23 protein-coding genes are annotated in these 25,940 nt (G+C 62.1%); 8 read left to right on the forward strand and 15 right to left on the reverse strand.

All coding sequences use genetic code 11. The annotated features are described in order from the left end of the window. Window positions 1–2 precede the first annotated feature (2 nt). The 4 genes from AC25BC_RS00750 to osmF all read right to left on the reverse strand — a co-directional run bounded on the left by AC25BC_RS00750 (window position 3) and on the right by osmF (window position 3,856). Window positions 3–752, reverse strand: a complete 750-nt coding sequence (locus AC25BC_RS00750; protein WP_130761631.1) for an ABC transporter permease — start codon at window positions 750–752, stop codon at window positions 3–5. Then, entirely contained in the window at window positions 749–1,693 is a 945-nt protein-coding gene (locus tag AC25BC_RS00755) for an ABC transporter ATP-binding protein (RefSeq protein ID WP_164055433.1), read from the reverse strand. The genes AC25BC_RS00750 and AC25BC_RS00755 overlap by 4 nt, the downstream gene beginning before the upstream one ends. Beyond that, entirely contained in the window at window positions 1,690–2,856 is a 1,167-nt protein-coding gene (locus AC25BC_RS00760; protein ID WP_222052538.1) for an ABC transporter permease, read from the reverse strand. Before AC25BC_RS00760 ends, AC25BC_RS00755 begins: the two co-directional genes overlap by 4 nt. A gap of 91 nt (window positions 2,857–2,947) precedes the next feature. After that, window positions 2,948–3,856 carry a glycine betaine ABC transporter substrate-binding protein OsmF gene (osmF, locus tag AC25BC_RS00765; protein WP_018072367.1) on the reverse strand — a complete coding sequence of 303 codons (909 nt, stop codon included), beginning with the start codon at window positions 3,854–3,856 and terminating at the stop codon, window positions 2,948–2,950. Window positions 3,857–4,377: 521 nt separating this feature from the next. Here osmF and AC25BC_RS00770 point away from each other — a divergent pair. From AC25BC_RS00770 to AC25BC_RS00780, 3 genes are all read left to right on the forward strand, one after another. Next, window positions 4,378–5,625 (forward strand): LysR family transcriptional regulator, encoded by a 1,248-nt coding sequence (locus AC25BC_RS00770; RefSeq protein ID WP_222052537.1) that lies wholly within the window; start codon window positions 4,378–4,380, stop codon window positions 5,623–5,625. Next, complete coding sequence (locus AC25BC_RS00775; protein WP_222052536.1) at window positions 5,622–6,347, forward strand: copper homeostasis protein CutC; 726 nt, start codon at window positions 5,622–5,624, stop codon at window positions 6,345–6,347. The genes AC25BC_RS00770 and AC25BC_RS00775 overlap by 4 nt, the downstream gene beginning before the upstream one ends. Before the next feature lie 201 nt (window positions 6,348–6,548). Continuing rightward, window positions 6,549–7,667: an IS4 family transposase gene (locus AC25BC_RS00780; protein WP_017993194.1), complete on the forward strand. Its 1,119-nt coding sequence runs from the start codon at window positions 6,549–6,551 to the stop codon at window positions 7,665–7,667. A 269-nt stretch (window positions 7,668–7,936) separates the two neighbouring features. Here AC25BC_RS00780 and AC25BC_RS00785 read toward each other — a convergent pair whose 3' ends face one another. From AC25BC_RS00785 to AC25BC_RS00815, 7 genes are all read right to left on the reverse strand, one after another. Further along, complete coding sequence (locus tag AC25BC_RS00785; protein WP_222052535.1) at window positions 7,937–8,956, reverse strand: zinc-binding alcohol dehydrogenase family protein; 1,020 nt, start codon at window positions 8,954–8,956, stop codon at window positions 7,937–7,939. 250 nt (window positions 8,957–9,206) lie between these two features. Beyond that, window positions 9,207–10,181, reverse strand: coding sequence for an ABC transporter permease (locus AC25BC_RS00790; protein ID WP_003545129.1), 975 nt, complete (start codon window positions 10,179–10,181; stop codon window positions 9,207–9,209). Window positions 10,182–10,208: 27 nt separating this feature from the next. Beyond that, window positions 10,209–11,762, reverse strand: a complete 1,554-nt coding sequence (locus tag AC25BC_RS00795) for a sugar ABC transporter ATP-binding protein (RefSeq protein ID WP_222052534.1) — start codon at window positions 11,760–11,762, stop codon at window positions 10,209–10,211. A gap of 106 nt (window positions 11,763–11,868) precedes the next feature. Continuing rightward, window positions 11,869–12,858: an ABC transporter substrate-binding protein gene (locus tag AC25BC_RS00800; protein ID WP_029875452.1), complete on the reverse strand. Its 990-nt coding sequence runs from the start codon at window positions 12,856–12,858 to the stop codon at window positions 11,869–11,871. A 208-nt stretch (window positions 12,859–13,066) separates the two neighbouring features. Then, on the reverse strand, window positions 13,067–13,513 hold the full coding sequence (locus tag AC25BC_RS00805) for an RbsD/FucU family protein (protein ID WP_029875451.1): 447 nt from the start codon (window positions 13,511–13,513) through the stop codon (window positions 13,067–13,069). Window positions 13,514–13,522: 9 nt separating this feature from the next. After that, window positions 13,523–14,542: an aldo/keto reductase gene (locus AC25BC_RS00810; RefSeq protein WP_222052533.1), complete on the reverse strand. Its 1,020-nt coding sequence runs from the start codon at window positions 14,540–14,542 to the stop codon at window positions 13,523–13,525. 96 nt (window positions 14,543–14,638) lie between these two features. After that, window positions 14,639–16,141: a UxaA family hydrolase gene (locus AC25BC_RS00815; RefSeq protein WP_012755891.1), complete on the reverse strand. Its 1,503-nt coding sequence runs from the start codon at window positions 16,139–16,141 to the stop codon at window positions 14,639–14,641. Between the two features lie 224 nt (window positions 16,142–16,365). On the opposite strand from AC25BC_RS00815, the gene AC25BC_RS00820 reads away from it, so the two are divergent. From AC25BC_RS00820 to AC25BC_RS00830, 3 genes are all read left to right on the forward strand, one after another. Continuing rightward, window positions 16,366–17,265: a GntR family transcriptional regulator gene (locus AC25BC_RS00820; protein ID WP_012755892.1), complete on the forward strand. Its 900-nt coding sequence runs from the start codon at window positions 16,366–16,368 to the stop codon at window positions 17,263–17,265. A gap of 263 nt (window positions 17,266–17,528) precedes the next feature. Further along, entirely contained in the window at window positions 17,529–18,647 is a 1,119-nt protein-coding gene (locus tag AC25BC_RS00825) for an IS4 family transposase (protein ID WP_487778533.1), read from the forward strand. 284 nt (window positions 18,648–18,931) lie between these two features. Further along, entirely contained in the window at window positions 18,932–20,932 is a 2,001-nt protein-coding gene (locus AC25BC_RS00830) for an ABC transporter ATP-binding protein/permease (RefSeq protein ID WP_128440355.1), read from the forward strand. 26 nt (window positions 20,933–20,958) lie between these two features. On the opposite strand, the gene AC25BC_RS00835 is transcribed toward AC25BC_RS00830, so the two are convergent. Further along, window positions 20,959–21,417, reverse strand: a complete 459-nt coding sequence (locus AC25BC_RS00835; RefSeq protein ID WP_012755895.1) for a MarR family winged helix-turn-helix transcriptional regulator — start codon at window positions 21,415–21,417, stop codon at window positions 20,959–20,961. A gap of 127 nt (window positions 21,418–21,544) precedes the next feature. Between AC25BC_RS00835 and AC25BC_RS00840 the strand changes: the two genes are divergently transcribed. Then, a complete protein-coding gene (locus tag AC25BC_RS00840) occupies window positions 21,545–21,922 on the forward strand; it encodes a nuclear transport factor 2 family protein (protein ID WP_012755896.1) in 378 nt (125 codons plus the stop codon). Between the two features lie 138 nt (window positions 21,923–22,060). On the opposite strand, the gene AC25BC_RS00845 is transcribed toward AC25BC_RS00840, so the two are convergent. Beyond that, window positions 22,061–22,312, reverse strand: coding sequence for a hypothetical protein (locus AC25BC_RS00845; RefSeq protein ID WP_012755897.1), 252 nt, complete (start codon window positions 22,310–22,312; stop codon window positions 22,061–22,063). Window positions 22,313–22,586: 274 nt separating this feature from the next. Here AC25BC_RS00845 and AC25BC_RS00850 point away from each other — a divergent pair, with 274 nt between their 5' ends. Next, entirely contained in the window at window positions 22,587–23,432 is an 846-nt protein-coding gene (locus tag AC25BC_RS00850) for a class I SAM-dependent methyltransferase (protein WP_012755898.1), read from the forward strand. Window positions 23,433–23,620: 188 nt separating this feature from the next. On the opposite strand, the gene AC25BC_RS00855 is transcribed toward AC25BC_RS00850, so the two are convergent. Together AC25BC_RS00855 and AC25BC_RS00860 are read right to left on the reverse strand one after the other, a co-directional pair. Continuing rightward, complete coding sequence (locus tag AC25BC_RS00855; protein WP_012755899.1) at window positions 23,621–24,196, reverse strand: phosphotransferase-like protein; 576 nt, start codon at window positions 24,194–24,196, stop codon at window positions 23,621–23,623. Window positions 24,197–24,270: 74 nt separating this feature from the next. Further along, a complete protein-coding gene (locus AC25BC_RS00860; RefSeq protein ID WP_012755900.1) occupies window positions 24,271–25,761 on the reverse strand; it encodes an MDR family MFS transporter in 1,491 nt (496 codons plus the stop codon). Window positions 25,762–25,940 lie beyond the last annotated feature (179 nt).

Here is a 25,940-nt window from a genome sequence, read left to right on the forward strand (position 1 = left end):
TCTTACGCCGGGCGCAAGCCGATTCTTCGGGTGATCGCCGCTTCGACGAGGCCCATGGCATCATAGATCAGCACCGCCATCAGGCCGACGATCAGGCCGCCCTGCAGGATGAAGGCGGTATTGTCGGAGATCAGCCCGGCGATGATGACCTCGCCGAGACCCTTGGCCGCAACCGTCGAGCCGATCGTCGCCGTGCCGATATTGATGACGGTCGCAACCTTCAGCCCCTCGAGGATCAGCGGCAGGGCAAGCGGCAGCTCGACGCGAAACAGCCGCTGCGTGCCGTTCATACCCATGCCGTCGGCGGCATCGAGCACTTGTGGCGAAACCTGCTTCAGCCCGGCGACGGTGTTTTCGAAGATCGGCAGCAGGCCGTAGAGAAAGAGCGCGATCAGCGTCGGCATGGCGCCGAAGCCGGTGGCGGGAACGGCGAGCGCCAGCACCGCGACGGGTGGAAAGGTCTGCCCCGCATTGGCGATGGCGCGCGACAGCGGCAGGAAGTCAGCCCCGCTTTCCCGCGTCACGAAGATGCCGCCGATAACGGCGAGCACGGCGCTGCAGACGATCGAGCCGATCACCAGCTGCAGATGGCCGGCGGCCAGTGAAGCAAGGCTGTTCTGCGTATAGACGGCAGGCGCATTGTTGCTGGTCAGCGGCACCAGCATGAAGGAAAGCCACTCCGTCCTGAACAGCAGGATGAGCAGCAAAGCCAGCGCCGCCAGGCGGAAGAGATTGGCGACGACGAGCTTCATGCCTTGCGGCCCAGTTCGAGCAGCCGCGTCATCGAGATCGATCCCACCGGCGCCTTTTGCGCATCCTGAACCGCCGCCTCGTCGACCCCCTGCCAGATCATTTCGGCCAATGCGTCACGCAGGCTGAGCGATTGCGGCAGGGCATAGGCGAGACCTTTCTTGGCCGGCTCCATGCTTTCCTTCAGCGGCAGCAGCGACATCAGCTTCAGCGCCCGGTCGGAGGTGCCGGTCAATTGCTGCACGAAGGGATCGGCGGGTTCGGTGAGGATCTTTTCCGGCGTCGAGCATTGCAGCAATCTACCCTCGCTCATCACCGCGATCTGGTTGCCGAGATGGAAGGCCTCGTCCATGTCGTGGGTGACGAGGATGACAGTCGTGCCGAACTGTTTCTGGATCGCCAGCAGGTCGTCCTGCGCCTTGCCGCGGATGACGGGATCGAGCGCGCCGAAGGGCTCGTCCATCAACAGCAGCTCCGGTTCGGCGGCCAGCGCCCGGGCGACACCGACGCGCTGCTGCTGGCCGCCGGAGAGCTGGTGAGGATATTTGTCGGCAAAGGTTGCCGGATCGAGGTTGAAGAGCCCAAGCAGTTCCTCGACGCGTTTGGCGATGCGGGCGGAATCCCAATCGAGAAGCTGCGGCACGGTGGCGATATTCTGCGCCACGGTCCGGTGCGGAAAGAGGCCGTGCCCCTGGATCGCATAGCCGATCTTGCGGCGAAGCTCGGTCACCGGAACGTCCATCACATTCTGTCCGCCGACGAAGATCTCGCCTTCGGTGATCGGCACCAGCCGGTTGATCATCCGCATCAGCGTCGATTTGCCGGAGCCAGATGTGCCGACGATGACGGTGATCTCGCCCTTCTCGACGCTCATCGAGACGTTGTCGACGACAGTAGCCGTGCCGTAGCGCTTGGTGACGTTCCTGATCTCGATCATGGTCATGCGGCAGATCCCCGGATGCTTTCGATGACCGCATCGAGGATGACGGCCGATGAGAAGGCGAAGAAGACGGTCGGCACGGCGCCGAGTAGGACGAGGTCCATGGCCGTCTGGCCGAGCCCCTGGAAAATGAAGATACCGAAGCCGCCACCACCGATCAGTGCGGCGATCGTCACCATGCCGATCGCCTGCACCAGCACGATGCGGATGCCGGTGAGGATGACGGGAAAGGCGAGCGGCATGTCGATGCCGGTCAGAATCTGCCACCGCGTCAGCCCCATGCCGGCCGCGGCGTCCCGCACCGAGGGATCGACGCCCTGCAGGCCGACGACGGTGTTGGCGACGATCGGCAGCAGCGAATAGAGCACCAGCGCGATCAAGGCAGGCGCCGTGCCGATGCCGCGGATGCCGATTGCGGCGGCGAGCGGCACATGGGTGGCGAGGTAACCGAGCGGCAGCATCAACAGGCCGAAGAGCGCCAGACTCGGGATCGTCTGGATGAGGCTGAGGCCCTGCAGCACGATGGCGCGTAGCTTCGGTACCCAGAAGCAGAGGATGCCGAGCGGCAGGCCGAGAATAATGGCGATCGCAAGCGAGCCGAACGCCAAGAGCAGATGCGAGATCGCCTCCGTCTCGAACTGCGGAGCCCGCGTCGAAAATTCCTTCATGATCGAAAGGCTGTCGAGCAGGCCGGAGGAGAGCGAGATGAAGAGCAGCGCCGTATAGGCTGCAAGGGCTGCGATCCGCATCCAGGGCGCAAGGCGGATCTTCACCAGCGCATCGGATATGACGAGCCCGATCACCGCAAACAGCACCCAGAAGCCGCCGCCGGGCGTCATGCGCGCCACCGTGCTGCCGGGCGGCGTTGCCGCGGCCGAGACGAGGCCGATCGCAACGATCAGCGCCGCAAGACAGAGTGTCGCAATCGCAAGCCGCGCGATCGCATGGCGTAGGAACAGCGTGGCGAAGGCGGTGAGAAGGAGAAGCACGGTCAGGATGATGACGGAAGGCTGGGGAAGAAGCTGCATCAGCAGCATCGGCTTGCCGGCGGCGATGCGGTTTGCCTTCACGTAGATGAAGGGCATCAGTGCCGTTGCCGCGATGCCGCCGGCCACCAGAACCACGCCAAGCCGGTCCAGCCTGCGGACCGCTAAGGTTTCTGCCATGAATCCCAATCCTGTCTGGCCAACCCTGTCAGGAAAGCCAATCCTGTCAGGAAAGAAAGCTCCGCCCGTAATCGGGCGGAGCGGGCAATGACTACTTCAGGAAGCCTTTTTCCTTGAGATAGGCTTCGGCGACCGACTTTGCCGGCTCGCCGTCGACTTGGATCTTGGCGTTGAGCTTGCGCAATTCGTCGGCAGTCAGGCTCTTGAAGATCGGCGAGAGCACTTCCTCGATCTTCGGATTGGCCTTCAACACCTCTTCGCGGATGATCGGCGTCGGGGCATAGACCTGCTGCACGTTTTTGTCGTCTTCGAGAACGGTCAGTTCGGCCGCTTCGATGGCGCCGTCGGTGCCGTAGACCATGGCGGTGTTGACGCCGTTCGTCTGGTCGGCGGCCGCCTTGATCGTTGCCGCCGTGTCGCCGCCGGAAAGAACGACCATCTGGTCGGGCTTCAGCTGGAAGCCGTAGGTCGTCTGGAAGGCGGGAAGCGCGCCGGCCGAATTGACGAATTCGGCGGAGGCGGCAAGTTTGGCGGCACCGCCGCCGGCAACCCATTTGCCGAAGTCGGTGAGGCTCTTCAACTTGTTCGGGCCGGCAACGTCGCTGCGCACGGCGAGCGCCCAAGTGTTATTAGCAGGCGACGGCGTCAGCCAGACGATCTTGTTGGCGTCGTAATCGAGCTTCTTCGCCAGCTCATAGCCCTGGTCGATGTTCTTCCAGGCGGCGTCATCGGCCTTGTTGAAGAAGAAGCCGGCATTGCCAGTATATTCGGGATAGATGTCGATTTCGCCGGCGGTGATCGCCTTGCGCACGACGGGTGTCGCGCCAAGCGCGATGCGGTCCTGCGTCTTGATGCCGTTCGCTTCGAGAGCGAGCGCGATGACGTTGCCGAGCAGCGTGCCTTCCGTGTCGATCTTCGACGAGACGACGATGTCGGCGGCATGGGCCGCACCCGCTGCGAAGGCGGAGAGCGAAACGGCAAGTGCGAGTTTCTTCAGCATGGAAAGTCCCCTTTTTCAAAAACCGTTGACCTACAGCGCCGCATGTCTTTCAGACGTGCCAGGACGTTGTAGCACTTTGAATTGCTGCATAATTTTATCTTAAATCGATACCGATTTAAGGAATTATGCAGTGGCCCAAGCCCCGGGCGGGAGGCCTGCGCATAGGAAATCCGCCGGCGAAGGCGGTGAGGCCGCCATCATGCCGGAATTGCGTGCGTGATGGAAATAGCGTGCATGCCCGAAAAATCGATGCAAGCCCCCTCCAGTATTTGCGGTCGCGGCACGATTATGGCGGCGAATGCACGTCCGCGCGCGGAAACGCATTCCCTTTTCCAAGGCCGGCGCGATTTGTTTTTGTCCCCTTGCGTGTTTCCACGATATTCCCAGGCTCTGTTGCGGATTCCTGCCGCCCGGATTTTTCTATGATCGAACGATAGCCCGGCTCTCCGGAGGCAGGGATATCTTTTTTCCTGAACACATCATATCGTCCGGTTTTTCCAGCACTTTCCGGAGGTGGCCGTTTGCATCTTGGTGCCCTGTTCATCGCCAGCCATGTCCTGACCTCCGGTTCGGTCCGCGAGACCGCGCGGCGCTTCCAGCTGTCGCCCTCCACCGTCTCGACGGCAATCCATAATCTCGAGACCGAACTGGCGATGACGCTGACGGAACGCGCCTCCGGCGAGCTGGCGATGCTAATTGCGAGCGGCAGGGTGCTGGAAGGCCTGAAGCCGATCATGGCTGCGATCGGTGAGCTTGGCCAATGGGCCGGTCACGACGGCGCCAGCGCCGAGATCGACGAGTCCTGGACATCCCGCATTCCCGTCAAGATCGTCACGATGGAGCGCTTTCTCGAAGTCGCCGACCAGGGCAGCATCAACCGGGCCGCCCGCCGCCTTCGCCTCGGTCAGCCGCAGCTTTCGCTTCAGCTTGCCAATCTTGAGAAATTTCTCAATCATCGCCTGTTCGAGCGCCAGGCACAGGGCTCAGTGCTGACGGAGGAGGGCAGGCGCGCCTACCAGATCTTCATGGCGATCAGCCAGGCGTGGAACGATCTCAAGTCGTCGGCCGACGAGCGTTATCGGCGCACCGCCCGGTCGCTGCGTATCGGCTCGATCATTCCGACCGGATCGGAAAGCTGGGTGGCGCGCTGCCTGGGATCGCTGGTCTCGGAATGGAATGCGCGCCGCAACAACAATGAGATCTCGCTGGTGTCGATGACCGCCGACGATCTGCGCGAGGCGCTGAAGAACGGCCGCATCGATGTCGCAATCCTGGATTCGGTCTTCGGTCTCGAAAGCTTTCGGCATCGCGAATTGCTGCAGACCGATATGGTAGTGATCGCGCCGCCTGACAGTACCGAGACCAATGTCACCGATCTCGTTGCCGGCCATGCGATCTGCATGCCGAGCCCACGCACCGGCCTGGGCCATGCGGCCATGGCCTTCAGCTACGAACGGGCGCCCAACCGGCGCCGGCGCGGCCAGGATATCACCGCGGCGGATTCGCTGCCCGTGATCGTCGACCTCGTCGCCAATCACGGTTACGTCTCCTTCCTCGGCCGCGTCAGCGCCATGCCGATTGCCGACAAGGTGCGCATCGTCGATCTCGACGAGCATCTGCCGATGTCCTATCACGTCGCCTTCAACCATCGCAAAGCCGCCGCCGATGCCTGCACTGTCATCATCGAGGCGGCGGCGAGAATTACGTCGGAATCCGTCGTACGAGCCATAAGGCCGGTGGATGCCGGAGCCAGGGAGACTGCAGCGTGACGATCTTGCTTGAGGTATGCGTGGACAGCGCCGAGGGCCTCGCCGCCGCGATCGAAGGTGGGGCCGGGCGCATCGAGCTCTGCTCGGCGCTGGAGCTCGGCGGCCTGACGCCGCTGCCGAGCCTGATGCGGATCGCCGCCAGGGCCTCCATTCCGGTCTACGCGATGATCCGCCCTCACGCCGGGCCCTTCATCTTCGACGGGGCGGACGAGGAGGCGATGATGATCGATATCGATGCCGTACGCACATCAGGCCTTGCCGGCGTCGTCATCGGCGCCAACCGGCCGGATGGTACGCTCGACATGCCGTTGATCCACCGTTTGAAGGCGCATGCCGCAGGCCTCGGCTCGACGCTGCATCGCGGTTTCGATCTGGTGCCGGATGCCGACCAGGCGCTGGAGCAGGCAGTCGAGCTCGGCTGCGAACGCATCCTGACATCAGGCTGCGCGCTGAAGGCCACCGACGGTCTCGAAACGCTGAAGCGCATTTCGGCAAAGGCCACCGGCCGGATCGCCATCATGCCCGGCAGCGGCATCCGCCCGGCCAATGTCGGAGAGATATTGAAGGCGACCGGCGCCCGCGAGGTCCACGGCTCCTGCAGTTCTCCGGTCGAAAGCGCCGATCCACGCGCGGTCGCTTTTGGTTTCGAGGCGAGAAGCACGAACAAGACGGATGTCGCCGTTGTCAGGCAGATGCGCAGGGCGATCGAGGCGGTGAGTTAGCGACCGCGGCTTGCCCCTCATCCGGCTGCCGCCACCTTCTCCCCGCTCGCGGGGCGAAGGGGATATGTCGCGACCTCTCCGTCCCCCGCCCAGCTCTCGCAGGGCACGTCCCCTCGCCCCGTTTTACGGGGAGAGGGTTAGGGTCATATGCGCTAGGTTTAGCCCTGGACATAAGGAATCTGGTTGTGATTCAAGCTTTGGATGAAGATTCGTCCTGAGGTTTTGGATCATTGGCCGGAAGTGCGCGAGCGGCTTCCGGCGGGTTTTGACTTGGAAGCAACGGCGCGGTTGCGCGGTGCTTTTACGCGGGTGCGGGAAATCAAGAATGCCGAGACGCTGTTGCGGCTGGCACTTGCCTATGGCGGCCTTGGCATGTCGCTACGCGAGACCTGTGCATGGGCCGAAGCGGGCGGGATCGCCCGTTTGTCAGACCCATCGCTGCTTGAGCGGCTGTGCAAAGCGGCGCCTTGGCTTGGCGACATCGTGGCCGCGCTGATTGCCGAACAGGCCAAAGTGCCGACGGGGCGCTTTGCGGGATATCGCTTGCGTGTGCTCGATGGAACGTCGATTTGCCATCCAGGCGCTGACCGCACGACATGGCGGTTACATGTCGGCTACAACTTGGCAACGGCTCAGGTCGATCAGCTTGAGTTGACCGACATCCATGGTGCCGAGAACCTTCAGCGCCTTACCTACGCACCCGGCGATATCGTGCTGGCCGATCGCTACTATGCAAGACCGCGCGACCTGCGGCCGGTGATCGACGCCGGTGCAGACTTCATCGTGCGGACCGGCTGGAACTCGTTGCGCCTGTTGCAGACGAATGGCGAGCCCTTTGATCTGTTTGCCGCACTCGCCGCTCAGCAAGAGCAGGAAGGCGAGGTGCAGGTTCGTGTCCACGAAGGCATGACGGGGACGCCGCCACCACCGCCGCTGGCCCTGCGCCTCATTGTCCGACGCAAGGATCCGCAACAGGCCCAAGCCGAGCAGGAGCGTCTGCTCAAAGCCGCCCGCAAGCACGGCAAAAAACCCGATCCGCGCAGTCTCGAGGCGGCGAAGTACATTCTGCTGCTGACCTCGCTGCCGGCCACCACCTTCCCGCCGGCCGATATCCTCACCCTCTATCGCTTCCGCTGGCAAATCGAGCTGGCGTTCAAACGGTTCAAGAGCCTGGCCGGCCTCGACAGCTTGCCGGCCAAGAAGCCGGAACTGGCCCGGGCATGGCTCTACGCCAGACTGATCGTCGCCATCATCGCCGAACAGATTGCCGGGCAAGTCCCGGACTCTCCCCCCTCTGGATGTGGCAACCCCACTGGCTAGCCCCCCATTGGCAAGCCCATCGCGCTGGCGTCTCATGAAGATCGCCCTGGCCACCATTTGCGCCGCCATCCGCGGACCACTTCTGTGGCAGGCCGTCTGTAATCTCGTCACGCGAAGTCGTCGCCACCTCTGTGAGCCGCCGCGACGACGCCGAAAACAATGCGACGATCTACACGCTCGCTTAACCTAGCGCATATGAGGGTTAGGGTGAGGGGCAGCCGCCGGCGCGAAGCGCACGGAAATCACGTCACGCTTTCGCTGGAAACGCCCTAAGCACCAATACTGATCACCGCCTTGATCAGCCCATTCTTCTCATGCGCCCAGCGCGCGAGATCGCGCGGCGCATCGGCAAGCGTCGTGCGGTGGGTGATGAGCTTGTCCACCGGCACCAGCCCTTTGGCGATCGAATCCGCCACATGCTCGAAATCGACGCGGGTGGCGTTGCGGCTGCCGATTACCATCATCTCGCGCTTGTGGAATTCGGGATCGGAGAAGCGGATATCGTCCTTGACGACGCTGACCAGCACCAGCGCGCCGCCATGGGCGACGAAGGAGAAGGCCTTCTCCATCGAAGGGCCGTAACCCGTCGCATCGAAGACCACGTCGAAACCGTCGCCGTTGGTCTTTTCCCGGACGGTCTCCGCTGTCGCCTCGTTGGCAACGATGCCGGAGGTGAAGCCGAAGCGTTCCGACGCCATCTGCAGCCGCTCGGTGCTGGTATCGAGCAGCGTCACCTCATGGCCGGCAATGCGCGAGAAGATCGCCGCCCCGAGCCCGATAGGCCCGGCGCCGATGACGAGTGCCCGCGCTCCGGCGCCGGTCATCGAACGGCGCACCGCATGGGCGCCGATCGCCAGGAACTCGGTGGTTGCCGCCGCCTCGAGGCTTACACCTTTGGCGGCATAGAGGTTCTCGGCCGGAACCGAAATCTCCTCGCAGAAGGCGCCATCCGTATGGACGCCGAGCACCTTGATGTTGGTGCAGCAATTCGGCTTACCCTGGCGGCAAGCGACACACTGCCCGCAGGAGAGATAGGGATTGACGATGACGGGCGTGCCGACTGCGATAGTGACGCCGTCGCCCGCTTCCAGCACCGTCGCCGAGATCTCGTGCCCCATCACCCTGGGATATTCGAGGAAGGGATGTTTGCCCTCGAAGATGTGGTAGTCGGTGCCGCAAATGCCGACATGGCTGACGGCAAGCCGCACCCAGCCGGCGGCGGGAGCCGTAGGCGAAGGACGCTCGACGATATCGAGCACGCCGGGCTCCCGGCAAAGAACTGCTTTCATGACGGGTCTCACATTCTTCGAAAGGAGGAAGCCGGTTTGTCAGGCCGGCTCGCGCCGATGTGGCGCCGTATCGAAAACATCTGCCCCTCACCCTAACCCTCTCCCCGTAAAAAACGGGGAGAGGGGACGTGCCAAACGGGATGCTGGCGAGGGACGGAGAGGTTTGCGGCATATCCCCTTCTCCCCGTCAAAACGGGGAGAAGGTGCCGGCAGGCGGATGAGGGGCAGGCAGCGATCTCTTGCTCGCCTCTCAATTGCTTCGGCGGCGGCGCAGCTGGTCGAAGAACACGATCACGATGATCAGCAGACCGGTGATGATGCGCTGCCAGAAGGAGTTGACGTTCAGAAGGTTCGCGCCGTTGTTGATGGTGGCGAGAATGAAGGCGCCGATCAGTGGGCCGTGCACCGAGCCGACCGCGCCGAACAGGCTGGTGCCGCCGATGACGGAGGAGGCGATCGCCTGCAGTTCCCAGCCGTCGGCCTGCGTCGCATTGCCGATCGCGATGCGCGAGGCGAGCAGCACGCCGACGAAGGCGGCGAAGGAGGCAGACAGGATATAGGCGAGGTAGATCATGCCCTTGACGTTGACGCCGGAAAGGCGCGCCGCCTCGGCGTTCGAACCGACCGCGAAGAGATACCGGCCCCAGCGGCTCAGATGCAGGAAGATGAAGGATGGGACCGCCACCAGGATGACCATCCAGAACAGGCTCGGAATACTGAGCAGATCGGCGCGGGCGAAATTGCTGAAGCCCTCATTGGTGATGTTGATCGTCGAGCCGTTGGTGATCAGCAGGCCGATGCCGCGCAGTGATGTCAGGGTTGCCAGCGTGATGATGAACGGCGGCAGGCCCATATGCACGATGCCGAAGCCATGGAAGGCGCCGATCGCCACACCCATGAGCAGCGTCAGCGCGATCGCACCCCAGACCGGCACGCCCGCCTGCAGCAGCCAGGCGATGATGACGGTGCAGAAGCCGACGATGGCGCCGACCGAAAGATCGATGCCGGCGGTGATGATGACGAAGGTCTGGCCGAGCGCCAGGATCGCCGTCATCGCACCCTGACGCAGCAGGTTGGAGATATTGAGCGGCGTCCAGAAGCTCGGAGTGACAACGCCGAGCACGATCCAGAGGAAGATCAGCAGGCCGATCAGCGTCAGGCCGAACAGGATGTTCATTTTCCGGCGCGGCGGCGGCGCGACGATTTCGGTGGGGGTGGCAGTCATGAATTTTCTCCCTCTTATTCTTTTGGCTCAGACGCCGATCGCTTCGCTGAGCACTTCTTCATGCGTCGCCGCGTGGTAATCATGGCTCGCGACGATTTTGCCGGCGCGAAAGACGTGCAGCCGGTCGGCCAGTTCGTAGACCTCGGGCAGATAGGAGGAGATCAGGATGATGCCGGCGCCCTCCTTCAGAAGCTTGGCGAACAGCCGGTAGATTTCCGCCTTGGTGCCGACGTCGACGCCGACGGTCGGCTCGTCGAAGATGAAAAGCCGGGCACCATGGCTCAGCCACTTGCCGATGACGATCTTCTGCTGGTTGCCGCCCGACATGCTGGAGGCCGGAACGCGCCGGCTCGGCGTCTTGATGCTGAGATTGCGGATCTGCTGGTCGGCATTGGCCGATTCGCGCGCGTGGTTGATCACCGGCCCGTGGCTCAGCCGCCCGTACACCGGCAGGTTGATGTTGAGGCCGATCGGCAGGTTGAGGCAAAGCCCCTGGTCGCGCCGGCTTTCCGGCGCCAGCGCAATGCCGAGCTCCATGGCGGTGCGTTCGTTGCGGATATCGACAGGCTTGCCCATCCATTGGACATCGCCTGCTGTCGTCGGCTGGCGGCCGTAGAGCCCGAGCGCGAATTCGCTGCGCCCGGCGCCGATCAGGCCATAGAGGCCGACGATCTGTCCTGATTTGACGCTCAGCGACACATCTTCGAAGCCCGGGCCGGAGAGGCCGTTGACCGTGAGGATCGTCTCGCCGATCGCAATCTCTTCCTTGTGGTAGATCTGTTCGATCGAGCGGTTGATCATCAGCGCGATCAGCTCGGCGTCGTTGGTCTCGCCGATCAGGCGCGTACCGACATGCGTGCCGTCGCGCAGCACCGAGACACGGTCGGCAAGCTCGAACACTTCCTCCATGCGGTGGCTGATATAGACGATGGTGACGCCTTCGCCCTGCAGCCGGCGGATCAGCTTGAAGAGCTGCGCCGATTCCTGGCGCGTCAGATAGGCCGTGGGTTCGTCGAAGATCAGGAACTGCGTGCCGCGCATCGCCGCGCGCGCCGTCGCCACCAACTGCTGCTGGCCGATCGTCAGTGAGCTCAACAGCGCACCGGCCGGCAGGCCGAAGCCGAGATCGTCGAGCACTGCCTGCGCCATCTTCTCCATCTGCTTCTTGCGCATCAGGCCGAAGCGGTTGACCTCGTCGCCGAGGAAGAGATTGGCGGCGACCGTCAGGTGCCGGCAGAGCACGACTTCCTGGTGCACGGCATTGATGCCGCGGGCGATCGCCTCGTTCGGCGTCGCCAGCCCCACCGGCTGGCCGCACCACAGCACTTCGCCGGCGGTGCGGGTGATGACGCCGGTCAGCAATTTGATGAGGGTGGATTTGCCGGCGCCGTTTTCGCCGACGATGGCGTGGATTTCGCCGGCAAGAAAGGTCAGCGTCGCTGGCTTCAGCGCCTGCACATGACCGTAATTCTTCTGCAGGCCCTTGAGTTCGAGGATAGGCGATCCGGCGGGAATTCGATTGGCTTCTTTCAGCGTCGCACTGTCATCATGGCGATGACTGACCTCTTCCAGTCCGATCATGGACCTCTCCTCCTTGTATCGCCTCTGCTCTCCACCCCTGGTGACCATACCATGGATAGAAAAGGCCGCGCCGGTTTTTGAAGCCGGCGCGGCCTGTCTGTCGTTGTTACTTGATCTTCGGGTTCAGCAGCGCGTCGATCTTCGGATCAGCCATATTCGCCTTGGTGACGAGGTTTGCGCCGGTGTCGACATTCTCCTCGACCTTCTCGCCCTTGGAGACGGCAAGCGCGGTCTTCACGCCGTCATAACCCATGCGGTAGGGGTCCTGAACGACGAGGCCGGCGATCGCACCGTCCTTGAGGAAGCCGACCGTCTTGTCGTCGCTGTCGAAGCCGATGACCTTGATCTTGTCGCCGAGCTTGTTTTCGGCGATCGCCTGGCCAACGCCCTGCGCCAGGATCAGGTTCGAGGCGAAGACACCGACGAGGTTCGGGTTTGCCGTGATCAGGTCGGTCATCATGTTGAGGCCGGTCGTTGCCTGGCCGTCGCCGTACTTGTCGGCGATGACCTTAAGACCCGGATATTTGGTCTTCACCTGATCCAGGAAGCCTTCGCGGCGCTGTTCCAGCGAGCCGACGCCCGGAAGGTTGGTGAGGATGACGATTTCGCCCTCTTCCTTACCCGACATTCCCTTGATGGCGGCAGCCAGACCATCGGCGGCGATGCGGCCGCCCTGAACGTTGTCGGTCGTCAGGAACGACTTGAACGCCTTGGAGTCGGCGCCCGAGTCGATGCCGATGATCGGAACCGACTTGGCCGCTTCATCGATCGGCTTGCCGAGCGCCTTGAATTCGGTCGGCGAAATGACGACAGCGGCCGGCTTGCCGGCAACGGCGTTCTCCAGAATGCTGATCTGGCCGTTGACGTCGGATTCGGCCTGTGCGCCGAGTTCCGGCACGTTGACGCCGAGATCCTTGCCGGCCTTGCGGGCGCCGGCCAGAACGATCTGCCAATAGAAGGACGTCGTGTCCTTGACGATGATCGGGATCGTCACGTCGGCGGCAAACGATGGTGCCGGCATTGCCGAGGCGATGACTGCGGCACCTGCAAGCGCGGTAAAGGCGCGGCGGGATAGAAGGGATTTCACGATACTCATAAGGGTTCTCCTCTCAGGGTGCGTTCTCCTCCAAATAAATCGGCCGCAGAACGCAGGCGGACGATTTTTATCGATAAAAAACATTTGCCAGGTGAAGCTAGCCGAGGCGCAATCAAATTGCAAGAGCGTCAAACCGGCTTTTTTGCTTTGCTAAACTCCTGCCAAGCAACTGATTTTATTCCAATACCACGCTGCCCTAAAATAGGGATCAGGCCTTGTTGATCTCGTGCGGATGGACGACGCCCTTTTTCAAAATCAGGTTGCCGTACAGCCGGAATTCCGTCGTCGCGACGATGTAGGTCGCCTTGCGGGCCATCGCGTAGAAAGCAAAACGCTCCACCGGCACGATGCGGAAATCGCCGGCGCACTTGGCAACGATCTGCTGGAATTCGGTGCAGACCTCCGGCACCGCATCGGGATCGCCGACCACCTCCATCCGCCACGCCGCTTCCGGCACGAAGGTGTCGAGCGGCATATGCGTCAGGATGGCCTCGGCCATGTCAGTGGCGCTGACGCCGTCGGCGCGAATGACCGGCGGGCCCATCGAGCCCGAGGGAAAATTGGCGTCCGATATGACGATATCGTCGCCATGTCCCATGGTCTTCAGCGCATGGAGCAGGTCGGGGCCAAGCAGCGGATGAATACCCTTGAGCATAATCTCTCCTCAGACTCGGACCGCTTCGGCGCCGAGCGGCGGCGCGACCAGCGTATAGGGTTCGAATTCGGCATAGATCTCGTCGGCAAGCCGCGGCTCGACGATCTCCATGTTGCGCGTCAGGCTCGACGGCTTGGCCGTGCCGATCAGCACCGATGCGACGATCGGTTCGCGCAACGGAAACTGCAGGGCGGGCGCCGCCAGCGGCACACCGTGGCGTTTGGCGATCGCCTCCATGGCGCCGACCTTGGCAAGCACATCGTCATCAGCCGGCATATAGTCGAAATGCGAACCCGGCACCGGGCCGGTGGCGAGAATGCCGGAGTTGAAGACGCCGCCGACGACGAGCGAGGTGCCCTTCTGCCGGCAGAGCGGCAGCAGTTCAGCGACGGCCGAGCGGTCGAGCAGCGTGTAGCGGCCGGCCATCAGGATGCAGTCGAGATCGGAATGGCGCATGACGTCGAGGCAGACGGGCACCTCGTTGACGCCGAGGCCGAAGGCGGAGATCGCGCCAGACGACTTCAGTTCCTCCAGCGCCTTCACGCCGGAATCGAGAAACTGCTTCTGGTGGACCGCATTCTTCGCCGCGCCATGTGTATAGACACCGAGATCGTGCACATAGAGAATATCGATGCGATTGAGGCCGAGGCGCGCATAGCTGAACTCGACCGAACGCATGATGCCGTCATAGGAATAGTCGTAATCGGCATCGAAGGAGAGAGGATCGACATAGCTGTAGTCGGGCACGGTGTCGGTCGGCACCGGCCGAAGCAGCCGGCCGACCTTGGTGGACAGCACGTAAGAGCCGTCCGGCTGGTCGCGCAGGAAATCGCCGACCCGCCGTTCGGCAAGGCCGAGCCCATACCAGGGCGCCACGTCGAAATAGCGGATGCCGCTATCCCAGGCCGCCTGCAGCGTGTCCATTGCCTGCTCGCGCGGGCAGGCGCGGTAGAGACCGCCGAGAGCGGCTGCGCCGAAACTGATTTCGGTCACCTCCAGCTTGGTCTTGCCGATCCGTCTCGTCTTCATCATGCCTCCTCGCGAAGAACTTGAGCTTGGTCTAGGGAGCAATCCCAGGAAAAGTGTGAAGCGGTTTTCCGTCCGGGATCGCGTAAAACAAAAAGGTCAGAGCGTCGCACCGAGATGCCAGGGCACGAATTCATTGTCGCCGTAGCCGAAGAGCTCGCTCTTGGTCTTCTTCCCCGATGCCGTATCGACGATGAGGTCGAAGATCTCGCGGCCCTTGCCGCTGATCGTCGCATCGCCGGTGGCGATCGTGCCGCAATCGATGTCCATATCCTCTTCCATCGAGGCATAGAGCGCCGAATTGCTGGAAAGCTTCAGCGACGGCGCCGGCCGGCAACCGAAGCAGCTCCCGCGGCCAGTGGTAAAGGCGATCATGTTCGCCCCGCCGGCCACCTGGCCGGTCGCCGAGACCGGGTCGTAGCCGGGCGTGTCCATGAAGACGAGGCCGGGGGCCGTGACCCGCTCGGCATAACCATAGACCGCCGTCAGCGGCGAACGCCCGCCTTTGGCAACCGCGCCGAGCGACTTTTCGAGGATGGTTGTGAGGCCACCGCGCTTGTTGCCGGGCGAGGGGTTGTTGTCGAGCGAGGCGCCGTGCAGGGCGACGTAATCTTCCCACCAGGCGATCTTGTCGTCGAGCTTCTTTGCCACCTCGTCGCTGACGGCGCGGCTGCGCAGCAGATGTTCGGCACCATAGATTTCCGAGGTTTCCGACAGGATCGCCGTGCCGCCGGCCGCTGCCAGCAGATCGGCCGCGACACCGAGCGCCGGATTGGCGGTGATGCCGGAAAAGCCATCCGAGCCGCCGCATTGGAGGCCGATGATGATCTCGCCGATCGACATCGGCACGCGCTTTTCTTTGCCGACATCGGCGGCGATTTCGCGCAGCATGCCCATGGCGCGCTCGACCGCGCGGCGCGACCCGCCGGCATCCTGGATGTTGAAATGCCGCTTCGAGGCGCCGGCACCACTCTGGCCGTAGAGCGTCAGCTGGTTGACCTCGCAGCCGAGGCCGATCATCAACACGCCGCCGAAATTCACGTGCCTTGTATAGCCGGCGAGCGTCCGGTGCAGCACGTTCATGCCGTCGCCGGTCGAGCTCATGCCGCAGCCCTGGTCGTGCACGATCGGCACAAAACCGTCGATGCCTTCATAATGCGGCAGGATCGTCCGGTTCGCCTCGTCGGCGATTGCCCGGCAGACCGTGGTGGAACAGTTCACGCTGGCGATGATGCCGATATAGTTGCGCGTTGCCGCCCGCCCGTCGGCGCGGCGATAGCCCATGAAGGTGCGCCCGACGTCGTCGGCTGTCGCCGCTTCCGGCGCCGAATTGGCGGTTGCCGCCAGCCGGTCGTTTTCGAAATGCAGGTTGTGGCTGTGCACATGGTCGCCGGCCTTGACCTCGGCCGTCGTGCGGCCGATCGCCTGTCCGTATTTGACCACGGGTCCCCCGAGCGGAATATCCGCTATCGCCACCTTGTGGCCGGGGTCGATCTTCTCACGGGTCTGAATGCCGGCAACCGTCGAACCCGGCGCGATTGCCGCCGTTGCGACCGCGACATTGTCGCCGGCCGAAAGGATGATCCAAGGCAGTTTGTCCAATTTATTCTCCCTGGGAAAGGCTCGCTGCATCGGCGAAAGCGCATTGATTTTGTTTTTTATCTACAATAAACATTTTCAAGTCAACGGGAATATTGATCCTGTGGACGAGGGAGGCAATGAGCCGCAGGCGACCGGAAATAAGCTAAAGGTCGTTTGAACAAGCCCCGATTTTTCTGCCCTGCTGGAGAGCGGGCGGTGGATACGAGGGCGGAAAGCGGGGTCTGGTGGCAAGGCAGAATACGGTCTTCAAGGAAGCCTATAACAGGTATGCCGTAGCCCTGCGCACGGATACGGCGCTGCCGTCGGAACCGGAGATCGCCGCCCAACTCGGCGTCAGCCGCTCGACGGCGCGCGCCATCCTCACACGGCTCAGCGAAGAAGGCATCATCCGCTGGAACAAACGCCAGAAGATCGTGCTGCGCCAGCCGACTGACCATGATCTCTTTCCCTCCGAAGAAACCGACTCCCTGCATGATATCATCGAGCGCAGCTTCATGCAGCGCATCCTTGCCGATGATGCAGCACCCGGTATGCAGATCAACGAGTTGGAGCTTGCCCGCGAGATCGGCACCGGCACCACCAGCGTGCGCGAATTCCTGATCCGCTTCTCCCGCTTCGGCCTCATTGAGAAACGGCCGAACAGCCACTGGACGCTCAAAGGGTTCACCCGCGAATTCGCCCTCGAGCTTGCCGATGTGCGCGAAATGTTCGAGCTGCATTCCGCCGCCGAATTCGGCCGGCTTCCCAGGGATAATCAAAGCTGGGCCGATCTTGCCGCTATGCGCGACGAACATCACGCCATGCTTGCCGACATCAACCAGCGCTTCAAGGATTTCTCCGTCCTCGACGAACGCTTCCACTTGCTGATCCACCGCGCCTCGAAGAACCGCTTCATCGCCGATTTCTACGACGCGATCGCCATCGTCTTCCACTATCACTACCAGTGGAACAAGGCCGCCGCCCGCCAGCGCAACGAGCGCGCCATCCACGAACATCTGGATTATATCGCAGCGCTGGAATCCGGCGACCAACCAGCAATCGAAACCGCCTGCCGCGCCCATCTGCACTCCGCCCGCCAGACCCTGCTGCAATCCCTGCCGCAAGTCGCCACAGAGAACGCCTGAGCGGGGGACATCTCGGCCCAGAGATCGCCGATGCCAGCCCCCTCATCCGCCTGCCGGCACCAACCGGGGTCGAGCCACGGGTCTCGACGCGTCCTTCGGACCCCCGTTTGCGGGGCGAAGGGGATATGCCGCGACCTCTCCGTCCCTCTATCGCGTCTCGTATGGCACGTCCCCTCTCCCCGTCAGAACGGGGAGAGGGTTAGGGTCATATGCGCTAGGTTTAGCCCTGGACATAAGGAATCTGGTTGTGATTCAAGCTTTGGATGAAGATTCGTCCTGAGGTTTTGGATCATTGGCCGGAAGTGCGCGAGCGGCTTCCGGCGGGTTTTGACTTGGAAGCAACGGCGCGGTTGCGCGGTGCTTTTACGCGGGTGCGGGAAATCAAGAATGCCGAGACGCTGTTGCGGCTGGCACTTGCCTATGGCGGCCTTGGCATGTCGCTACGCGAGACCTGTGCATGGGCCGAAGCGGGCGGGATCGCCCGTTTGTCAGACCCATCGCTGCTCGAGCGGCTGTGCAAAGCGGCGCCTTGGCTTGGCGACATCGTGGCCGCGCTGATTGCCGAACAGGCCAAAGTGCCGACGGGGCGCTTTGCGGGATATCGCTTGCGTGTGCTCGATGGAACGTCGATCTGCCATCCGGGCGCTGACCGCACGACATGGCGGTTGCATGTCGGCTACGATCTGGCAACGGCTCAGGTCGATCAGCTTGAGTTGACCGACATCCATGGTGCCGAGAACCTTCAGCGCCTTACCTACGCACCCGGCGATATCGTGCTGGCCGATCGCTACTATGCAAGACCGCGCGACCTGCGGCCGGTGATCGATGCCGGTGCAGACTTCATCGTGCGGACCGGCTGGAACTCGTTGCGCCTGTTGCAGACGAATGGCGAGCCCTTTGATCTGTTTGCCGCACTCGCCGCTCAGCAAGAGCAGGAAGGCGAGGTGCAGGTTCGTGTCCACGAAGGCATGACGGGGACGCCGCCACCACCGCCGCTGGTCCTGCGCCTCATTGTCCGGCGCAAGGATCCGCAACAGGCCCAAGCCGAGCAGGAGCGTCTGCTCAAAGCCGCCCGCAAGCACGGCAAAAAACCCGATCCGCGCAGTCTCGAGGCGGCGAAGTACATTCTGCTGCTGACCTCGCTGCCGACCGCCACCTTCCCGCCGGCCGATATCCTCACCCTCTATCGCTTCCGCTGGCAAATCGAGCTGGCGTTCAAACGGTTCAAGAGCCTGGCCGGCCTCGACAGCTTGCCGGCCAAGAAGCCGGAACTGGCCCGGGCATGGCTCTACGCCAGACTGATCGTCGCCATCATCGCCGAACAGATTGCCGGGCAAGTCCCGGACTCTCCCCCCTCTGGATGTGGCAACCCCACTGGCTAGCCCCCCATTGGCAAGCCCATCGCGCTGGCGTCTCATGAAGATCGCCCTGGCCACCATTTGCGCCGCCATCCGCGGACCACTTCTGTGGCAGGCCGTCTGTAATCTCGTCACGCGAAGTCGTCGCCACCTCTGTGAGCCGCCGCGACGACGCCGAAAACAATGCGACGATCTACACGCTCGCTTAACCTAGCGCATATGAGGGTTAGGGTGAGGGGCAGATGTTTTCGATACTGCGGATGGCAGCCATCATGAAACATTTCGATGTGTAAGCCGTTATCGCGCTTATGGCCGACGCTAAACTTAAACCGAAATCGGTCGACGGCACCGAACCGCACGGTGCCGGGAACTCGCCCCAGGAGACGGCATCGACTGTCGAGGTCATGCCGCCACCAGATGCCATCGAGCCCGATCCGGAGTTGACACCTGAAGAGGCCGAGCAGGCGCGCAAGCGGTATCTGCTCAAACGTTTCTGGATCAGCGCGCGCCGTTACTGGGGTCGCGGTGGCGACAAGTTCGCTTGGCCCTTCTCGATCGGGCTATTGGCCCTGATCGGCATGAATGTCGGCTTCCAGTACGGAATCAATCTGTGGAACCGCGGGATCTTCGACGCCATAGAGCGACACGATGCCGGCACCGTCTATTTCCTGAGCGCCGTATTCGTGCCGCTTGTGCTCGGAACCGTCGCCATTGTCACGATACAGGTCGCCGTTCGCATGATGATCCAACGTCGCTGGCGTTCCTGGCTGACAACATCAGTCATCGCGCGCTGGCTTGCAAACGGCCGTTACTATCAGTTGAATCTCATCGGCGGCGACCACAAGAACCCGGAAGCGCGCATTTCCGAGGATTTGCGGATTGCCACCGAAGCACCCGTCGATTTCATCGCCGGTGTCATTTCCGCATTTCTGGCGGCCTCGACCTTCATCGTGGTGCTCTGGACGATCGGCGGGGCTCTCACTCTGCCGATCGCAGGTTTCCCCGTTACCATTCCCGGCTTTCTCGTCGTCACTGCGGTCCTCTACGCCGCGATCACCTCTACTTCGATGGCGGTCATCGGCCGCTATTTCGTCCACGTCTCCGAGGCCAAAAATCAAGCAGAAGCCGAGTTTCGCTACACGCTGACGCATGTCAGGGAAAACGGCGAGAGCATCGCGCTTCTCGGCGGCGAAGAGGAGGAGCGTAACGACCTCGATAAGACCTTCGCCAATGTGCTAAGGCAATGGGCGCTGCTTGCCCGCCAGCACATGCGCACAACGCTTGTGTCGCATGGGTCGATGCTGATTGCGCCAGTCGTCCCGGTCCTGCTTTGCGCACCAAAATTTCTCGAAGGCAGCATGAGCCTCGGACAGGTCATGCAGGCCGCCTCTGCTTTTGCCATCGTTCAGGGCGCGTTCGGCTGGCTGGTCGACAACTATCCCCGTCTTGCCGATTGGAATGCCTGTGCACGGCGCATCGCCTCGCTGATGATGTCGCTCGACGGGCTGGAGCGCGCCGAACAGAGCGACTCGCTCGGGCGCATCAAGCATGGTGAAACCGAAGGCGAGGCGATGCTCAGCCTCAACGATCTCTCCGTGTCGCTTGACGATGGCACCGCCGTGGTGACGGAAACCCGGGTCGAAATCGAGCCCGGCGAGCGGGTGCTTGTGTCCGGTGAATCCGGGTCGGGCAAGAGCACGCTGGTGCGGGCCATCGCGGGTCTTTGGCCGTGGGGCGGCGGCAGCGTCAATTTCCATGCCGACCGGCGATTATTCATGTTGCCGCAACGGCCCTATATCCCTTCGGGCACGCTTCGCCGTGCGGTCGCCTATCCGGGCGCCGCCGATAGCTGGCCGCTGGACGAGATCAAGGCGGCTCTCGACAAGGTGGGACTGGATTATCTGAACGACAAGATCGAGGAAGATGCGCCCTGGGACCAGACCTTGTCGGGTGGCGAAAAGCAGCGGCTCGCCTTTGCGCGTCTGCTGCTGCACCAACCCGATATCATCGTGCTGGATGAAGCAACGGCAGCACTCGATGAGAAGAGCCAGGATAAGATGATGCAGATGGTGATCGATGAATTGCCTGAAGTCACCATCCTGAGCGTCGCGCATCGCGCTGAGCTGGAAGTCTTCCATAGCCGCAAGATCACGCTCGAGCGGCGCGAGGGCGGCGCAAAGCTTGTCAGCGATATCGACCTGATCAAGCGCAAGAGAAAACGGAACTTGCTGTCACGCGTTTTGGAGAAGCGGCGCTCCCCGCCGAAAGGCAGTACGACCGCGAATGAAGGCGGCACAGTCCCCGAATAGACACTGTCCGTTTGGCCACAAAACCATCAAACACCTGACGAAGGCTCTGCGCTCGCAATTTGATCCAGATTGTCGATCAGCCGCGTCAGCAGATCTGCAAGTTGTCCCGCTTCCGCATCCGTGAACCCGGCCAGTGCCTCACGATTCCCTTGGAATAGGGCCGCAATTGCCTTCGGCATACGTTCCTGTGCAGTTTTCGTCAGCACGATACGGCTGCTGCGGCGGTCAGCCGGGTCGCGTGTCCGCTTGATCAAGCCATCCCTCTCCATGCGTGCGAGCATCTGCGCCATCGGCGGTTGCTCGATCCTGGCAAAGCGGGCGAGGTCGCGTTGAGTGCTGGCTTTGCCATCTTGCAGCGCGACCAGCACCGGCAACTGGCCGACACCGAAGCCGAGCGGTTTAAGGCGTGACTCGCTGAGACGGGCAAAGCCCCGCGCCGCAAGACTGACGAGATGCCCCGGCGTTGAAAGCACGTCGTCGTCCATTCGGCTTACCCCTTGCCTGCGCTTGACCGTAAGATATATATGTACGTATGTAACTTGATGCGCGGCACGAGGCAATGGCGTTTCGATGCCGCACAGCGAATGTTTCAATCTCCACTGAGGAAACGATATGTCTCAAAATGACGTCGAAATGATCAAGCGCATCTATGCCAGCTTCAACGCCAGAGACATCGACGCTGTGCTTGCCGTGCTTTCCGATGATGTCGCCTGGGCCAACGGCATGGATGGTGGCCATGTTCATGGTCGTGAGGCTGTACGCGATTATTGGACACGCCAATGGGCCGTCATCAGTCCACACGTCGAGCCGGTGGCCTTTGAGGAAACGCCAGACGGCGCTATCGCTGTCGAGGTGATCCAGTCGGTCTTCGACCTCGATGGCCGGCCGCTGGAAGGGCGGGCTCATGGCCTGAAGGACAAGACCGTGACGCACATCTTCCGCATGCAGGGCGATAAAATTGTTCGCTTCGATATCCGGGATGCGCTGTAAGCCCAGCATGCTCTGTAAGCTGGTACTTCCCATGCGGGGATGACCGCTCCTGTTGCGAAGCGCGATTGTCAGACTGGCCTTTCGGCCGTCGGAAGCCTGGCTTATGCGTTCAATTCGCGCTTAGCCGGCACTATCGGTTCAGAGCCTGCGCGCTTCCAGACGCCGCTTGTCGCGCTCGACATAGTTGGAGCCCAGCTCTGTCAGACGGAATTGGCGTTTCTGAAATTCCCCGCGGATCAAGATGAAGCCTTGCTCCTCGGCTTCGCTCAGTGTCTTCAGGCTGGTGCCTTTGGGGGGAGACTGCCAAGCCATGCCATCGGCGCTGTGCAGCAAGACCATGATCTTTATAATTTTCTTTCTCCATGGCTGATGCATACAGCTGGACTGCATCGCTTCAGCAATCCGCTGGTTCCGCATTCTTGATTTGCACCATCCAGGAGAAGCCTATTGATTTAAAAGGATTAATTTTGGCCAATCCGGAGTTTCGCAAAAGCTATTGTATAAAAGCTCCGATAGTCTTGGTCAATTCATCACTCTGTCCCAACAGGTTTGGTCATGCCTGGCGGTTGGCCCGATTGCGCTTATTTCCATTGAATCCCGACATCAGCGGCGCATAGTACCGACGTTCCCGGCTTTGCCGGTTGAACGTAGGGGGAGCCGGTGCATGTCAGCAAATCTCGACGATATCCGTAACCATCAACGTGAGACCTGGGACAAGTTTTCTGCCGGCTGGAAGAAATGGGACAGCCTGGTTCTCAGCTGGCTCGCCCCGTTTGGTGACGCCATGCTCCGGCGCGCAAATCTCTCCAACGGCTTTAACGTGCTCGACATAGCAGCTGGCACTGGCGAACCCGGCCTGACGGCGGCGGCGGCAATCCCCGAGGGTCATGTCGTCGTCACCGATCTCTCGGAAAATATGCTGACTGCTGCCGCCGAAAATGCGGCCAGACGTGGCCTCAAAAACTTCGAAACTCGCCTATGCGATGCGGGAACGTTGCCTTTTGCCGATGCCAGTTTCGACGCCGTCCTGTGCCGGTTTGGGTTTATGTTCTTCCCTGACATCGCTGCCGCCGCCAAGGAGATGGCACGCGTGGCAGAACCCGGTGCGCGTGTCAGCGCAGCCGTCTGGAGCGCGCCTGCCAAAAATCCATGGGCGACCACGATCATGGGCACGATCGCCCGCCACGTGGACATATCAGCGCCACCACCCGGCTCTCCGGGCCTGTTCCGCTGTGCCGGGGAAGGCATGATGGTCGAGACCTTCAAAGAGGCGGGCCTTCTCGATGTCGCCGAGGAGGAGGTGTCGGCGATGATGGTGCACGATACCCCGGCGCGCTACTGGGACTTCATGACTGAGGTCGCCGCGCCTGTCGTCGCTGGACTATCCAGGGCAGATGCGGCGACACGGGAGAAAATCCGCGGCGAGGTTCTGGAACTGGCGCTACAATCCGTCAGCGATGGCAAGGTTTACCTTCGCTCAACGGCAACTGTGATCACAGGCACGCGATAGCCAAACTGCAGAATTCCTTGAATCGGAATCGTAGCGATTTGTCGCGCGACGCCGAGTCTAATTTGCCCCTTGGTCCACCTCTCCGCATTTCAAGAGAATCTCATCGACGACGACCGTGAGCGGGAGAGTGACGTCGATGACGACACCACACTTCGGAATATCCTCTTTCGTTGCATGCAATTACACAATCAGCGCCCGTTCGGCAGGCATGTCACAACATGATCCCGTAATGCCGCAGCACTTTCCAAGGGCGACGTGAGCGTCACATCCAACGTCAGCGCGTGTTGGTGCGGGATATTGAGAACCACGGCCTGTTGGCTTCGGCTCCTCGACGTCTCGACGTCGGTCGTTTTCAAGTGGTCGCGCCGTGCGGGAGCCGAAACGCGACGCGCCAATTCTTCTTCGGCACACAGCAATCTCACCGGAACGAAGACCGCGGCGCGCTGTCTGGCGGCTTCGACGAACTGCTCGTAGGTCCGTGTGCTCCGCTCATCGCCTTCGACACCGGCATGGGTGAAAATGAAATTCGCCGACGGGCCGCTATAGGCGGTGATCGCATCCAGGACGGCCTGCCGGACCCTGCCGGTGTACTCCCATATGCCCTTCGGCAGCGGAGCGGTCCCCTCCTCGTCGAGGAGGCGCAAGATCGGGTTGTTGAACCAGTGATTATCGACGACCTTTGCTGATATAAGCGAGCCGAGTTCTTTGGCGATTGTCAGCTTGCCGACGCCCGGAAACCCCAAGAGCAACACGAAAACACTCATCGTTCGACAACTCTCCCAACACAATCCATCGGTGTGAAAACACAGCATTTCTGCGCTTCCACGAGCTGAACCGCTTAATGCGATGCCGCCTCGCTGGCGACAGCCGTCCCCTCGCGTTTCTGGCTCGGCCCGACCGGGATCAGCCAGGTGGTGAAGAAGGTCAGCACCGCGACGACGACCACGCCCCAGAAGCTCCAGTGCAGCGCCGCATTGAAGATCGAGCGGATGGCCGGATCGGCGGCGAGGGCCGAGAGCCCGGTCGGCTGGTTCAGCGCCTCGTGCAGGCCGGCCGCCGCCTCGCCGCTCGCATAATGGTTGATGCCGGCATTGAGGATGGCGCCGAGCACGGTGGCGCCGAGCGTATTGCCGAGGCTGCGGGAAAAGATGATCGAGGCCGTGGCGCTGCCGCGCATCGACCATTCGACGCTGTCCTGCACCAGCACGATGCTGGTGAGGCTGATGAGACCCATGCCGAAGCCCATGAAGAAGGAGCCGGCGCCGGCAACGATCGGCGAGCTTTCCTGTGTCAGGAACAACAGGAAACAGGCGCCGAAGGGAAACATCAGGCTGCCGACGCGCAAGGTACGCTGGATGCCGAAGGCCCTGTAGAAACGGCCGGAGAGCATCACCGCCAAGGGCCAGCCGACAACGAGCATGGTGAGCGTGAACCCCGCGACAAGAGGCGAGCGGCCAAGTACGCCCTGCACGTAGAGCGGCAGGATCGTCGAAAGCCCGATCAGCGCCATGCCGGCCAGCAGCGTCGCCGCATTGCTGGTCGCAATCAGCCTGCGGCTCCAGAGCGGGATCGAGATGATCGGCTCCGGCGCCCGCTTCTCCTGGGCGAGAAAGAGGATGCCCGCGATCACGAAGACGGCGAAAAGCGAAATCAGGATCCAGGCGCTGGCATCGGTTTCCGTCAGCATGACGAGAAGTGCGACGATCGAGATCGAAAACAGCACTGATCCGAGGTAATCGATCTTTGCCTGCTTGTGCGCCACGTCCTCCTTGAGGAAGACCATGAAGGCGATGATCGAGATGACGCCGATCGGCAGGTTGATCCAGAAGATCCAGGCCCAGGAGATGTTGTCGACGATGATGCCGCCGGCCAGCGGCCCGACGACAGCCGACGTCGCCCAGACGGTCGCCATGAAGCCCTGCACGCGGCCGCGCTCCTCGAGCTTGAAGAGATCGCCGATGATCGTCGTCGTCACCGGCTGGATGGCGCCGGCGCCCAGCCCCTGCAGCAGCCGGAACAGCACCAGCGACATCATCGACCAGGCAAGCCCGCAGAGCAAAGAGCCGACCAGGAAGATCAGGATGCCGCCGATCAGCACCGGCTTGCGCCCGAAAATGTCGGAAAGCTTGCCGTAGATAACAGTCGTCGTCGACTGCGCCAGCAGGAAGGCCGAAAACACCCAGCTATAATAGGAAAAGCCGCCGAGCTCCCCGACGATGCGCGGCATCGCGGTCGCTACGATCGTCGCCTCGATCGCCACCATGAAGGTCGCGAGCATGATGGTGGCGACGATAAGCACGCGGTTCGAGCGTTGCGCTGCATTCGACATGACGATCCTCTTCGGGTGCTCCGCAGATGCCGGAAATATCGGCAGGCTGGCGAGATGTGGGGCGATGCGCCGCTTGCGGAGTGATGCCGTCCTTTTACGACCTCAAGCCCGGCCGGTAAAGCAGGCCGCGACCGGTTTCTGACAGCACCGGTTGTTTTCGCGTGATGTCAGGGAAGCGG

This window comes from Rhizobium sp. WSM409, from assembly GCF_057653825.1.

What these genes read in the sequence shown, in the direction of transcription:
- AC25BC_RS00800 (WP_029875452.1), bottom strand. Translation starts at nt 12,858, where the DNA reads ATGAGTATCGTGAAATCCCTTCTATCCCGCCGCGCCTTTACCGCGCTT.
- AC25BC_RS00840 (WP_012755896.1), top strand. Translation starts at nt 21,545, where the DNA reads ATGTCTCAAAATGACGTCGAAATGATCAAGCGCATCTATGCCAGCTTC.
- osmF (WP_018072367.1), bottom strand. Translation starts at nt 3,856, where the DNA reads ATGCTGAAGAAACTCGCACTTGCCGTTTCGCTCTCCGCCTTCGCAGCG.
- AC25BC_RS00850 (WP_012755898.1), top strand. Translation starts at nt 22,587, where the DNA reads ATGTCAGCAAATCTCGACGATATCCGTAACCATCAACGTGAGACCTGG.
- AC25BC_RS00855 (WP_012755899.1), bottom strand. Translation starts at nt 24,196, where the DNA reads ATGAGTGTTTTCGTGTTGCTCTTGGGGTTTCCGGGCGTCGGCAAGCTG.
- AC25BC_RS00790 (WP_003545129.1), bottom strand. Translation starts at nt 10,181, where the DNA reads ATGACTGCCACCCCCACCGAAATCGTCGCGCCGCCGCCGCGCCGGAAA.
- AC25BC_RS00825 (WP_487778533.1), top strand. Translation starts at nt 17,529, where the DNA reads ATGAAGATTCGTCCTGAGGTTTTGGATCATTGGCCGGAAGTGCGCGAG.
- AC25BC_RS00785 (WP_222052535.1), bottom strand. Translation starts at nt 8,956, where the DNA reads ATGAAAGCAGTTCTTTGCCGGGAGCCCGGCGTGCTCGATATCGTCGAG.
- AC25BC_RS00755 (WP_164055433.1), bottom strand. Translation starts at nt 1,693, where the DNA reads ATGACCATGATCGAGATCAGGAACGTCACCAAGCGCTACGGCACGGCT.
- AC25BC_RS00795 (WP_222052534.1), bottom strand. Translation starts at nt 11,762, where the DNA reads ATGATCGGACTGGAAGAGGTCAGTCATCGCCATGATGACAGTGCGACG.
- AC25BC_RS00780 (WP_017993194.1), top strand. Translation starts at nt 6,549, where the DNA reads ATGAAGATTCGTCCTGAGGTTTTGGATCATTGGCCGGAAGTGCGCGAG.
- AC25BC_RS00810 (WP_222052533.1), bottom strand. Translation starts at nt 14,542, where the DNA reads ATGAAGACGAGACGGATCGGCAAGACCAAGCTGGAGGTGACCGAAATC.
- AC25BC_RS00835 (WP_012755895.1), bottom strand. Translation starts at nt 21,417, where the DNA reads ATGGACGACGACGTGCTTTCAACGCCGGGGCATCTCGTCAGTCTTGCG.
- AC25BC_RS00750 (WP_130761631.1), bottom strand. Translation starts at nt 752, where the DNA reads ATGAAGCTCGTCGTCGCCAATCTCTTCCGCCTGGCGGCGCTGGCTTTG.
- AC25BC_RS00830 (WP_128440355.1), top strand. Translation starts at nt 18,932, where the DNA reads ATGGCCGACGCTAAACTTAAACCGAAATCGGTCGACGGCACCGAACCG.
- AC25BC_RS00760 (WP_222052538.1), bottom strand. Translation starts at nt 2,856, where the DNA reads ATGGCAGAAACCTTAGCGGTCCGCAGGCTGGACCGGCTTGGCGTGGTT.
- AC25BC_RS00805 (WP_029875451.1), bottom strand. Translation starts at nt 13,513, where the DNA reads ATGCTCAAGGGTATTCATCCGCTGCTTGGCCCCGACCTGCTCCATGCG.
- AC25BC_RS00845 (WP_012755897.1), bottom strand. Translation starts at nt 22,312, where the DNA reads ATGCAGTCCAGCTGTATGCATCAGCCATGGAGAAAGAAAATTATAAAG.
- AC25BC_RS00860 (WP_012755900.1), bottom strand. Translation starts at nt 25,761, where the DNA reads ATGTCGAATGCAGCGCAACGCTCGAACCGCGTGCTTATCGTCGCCACC.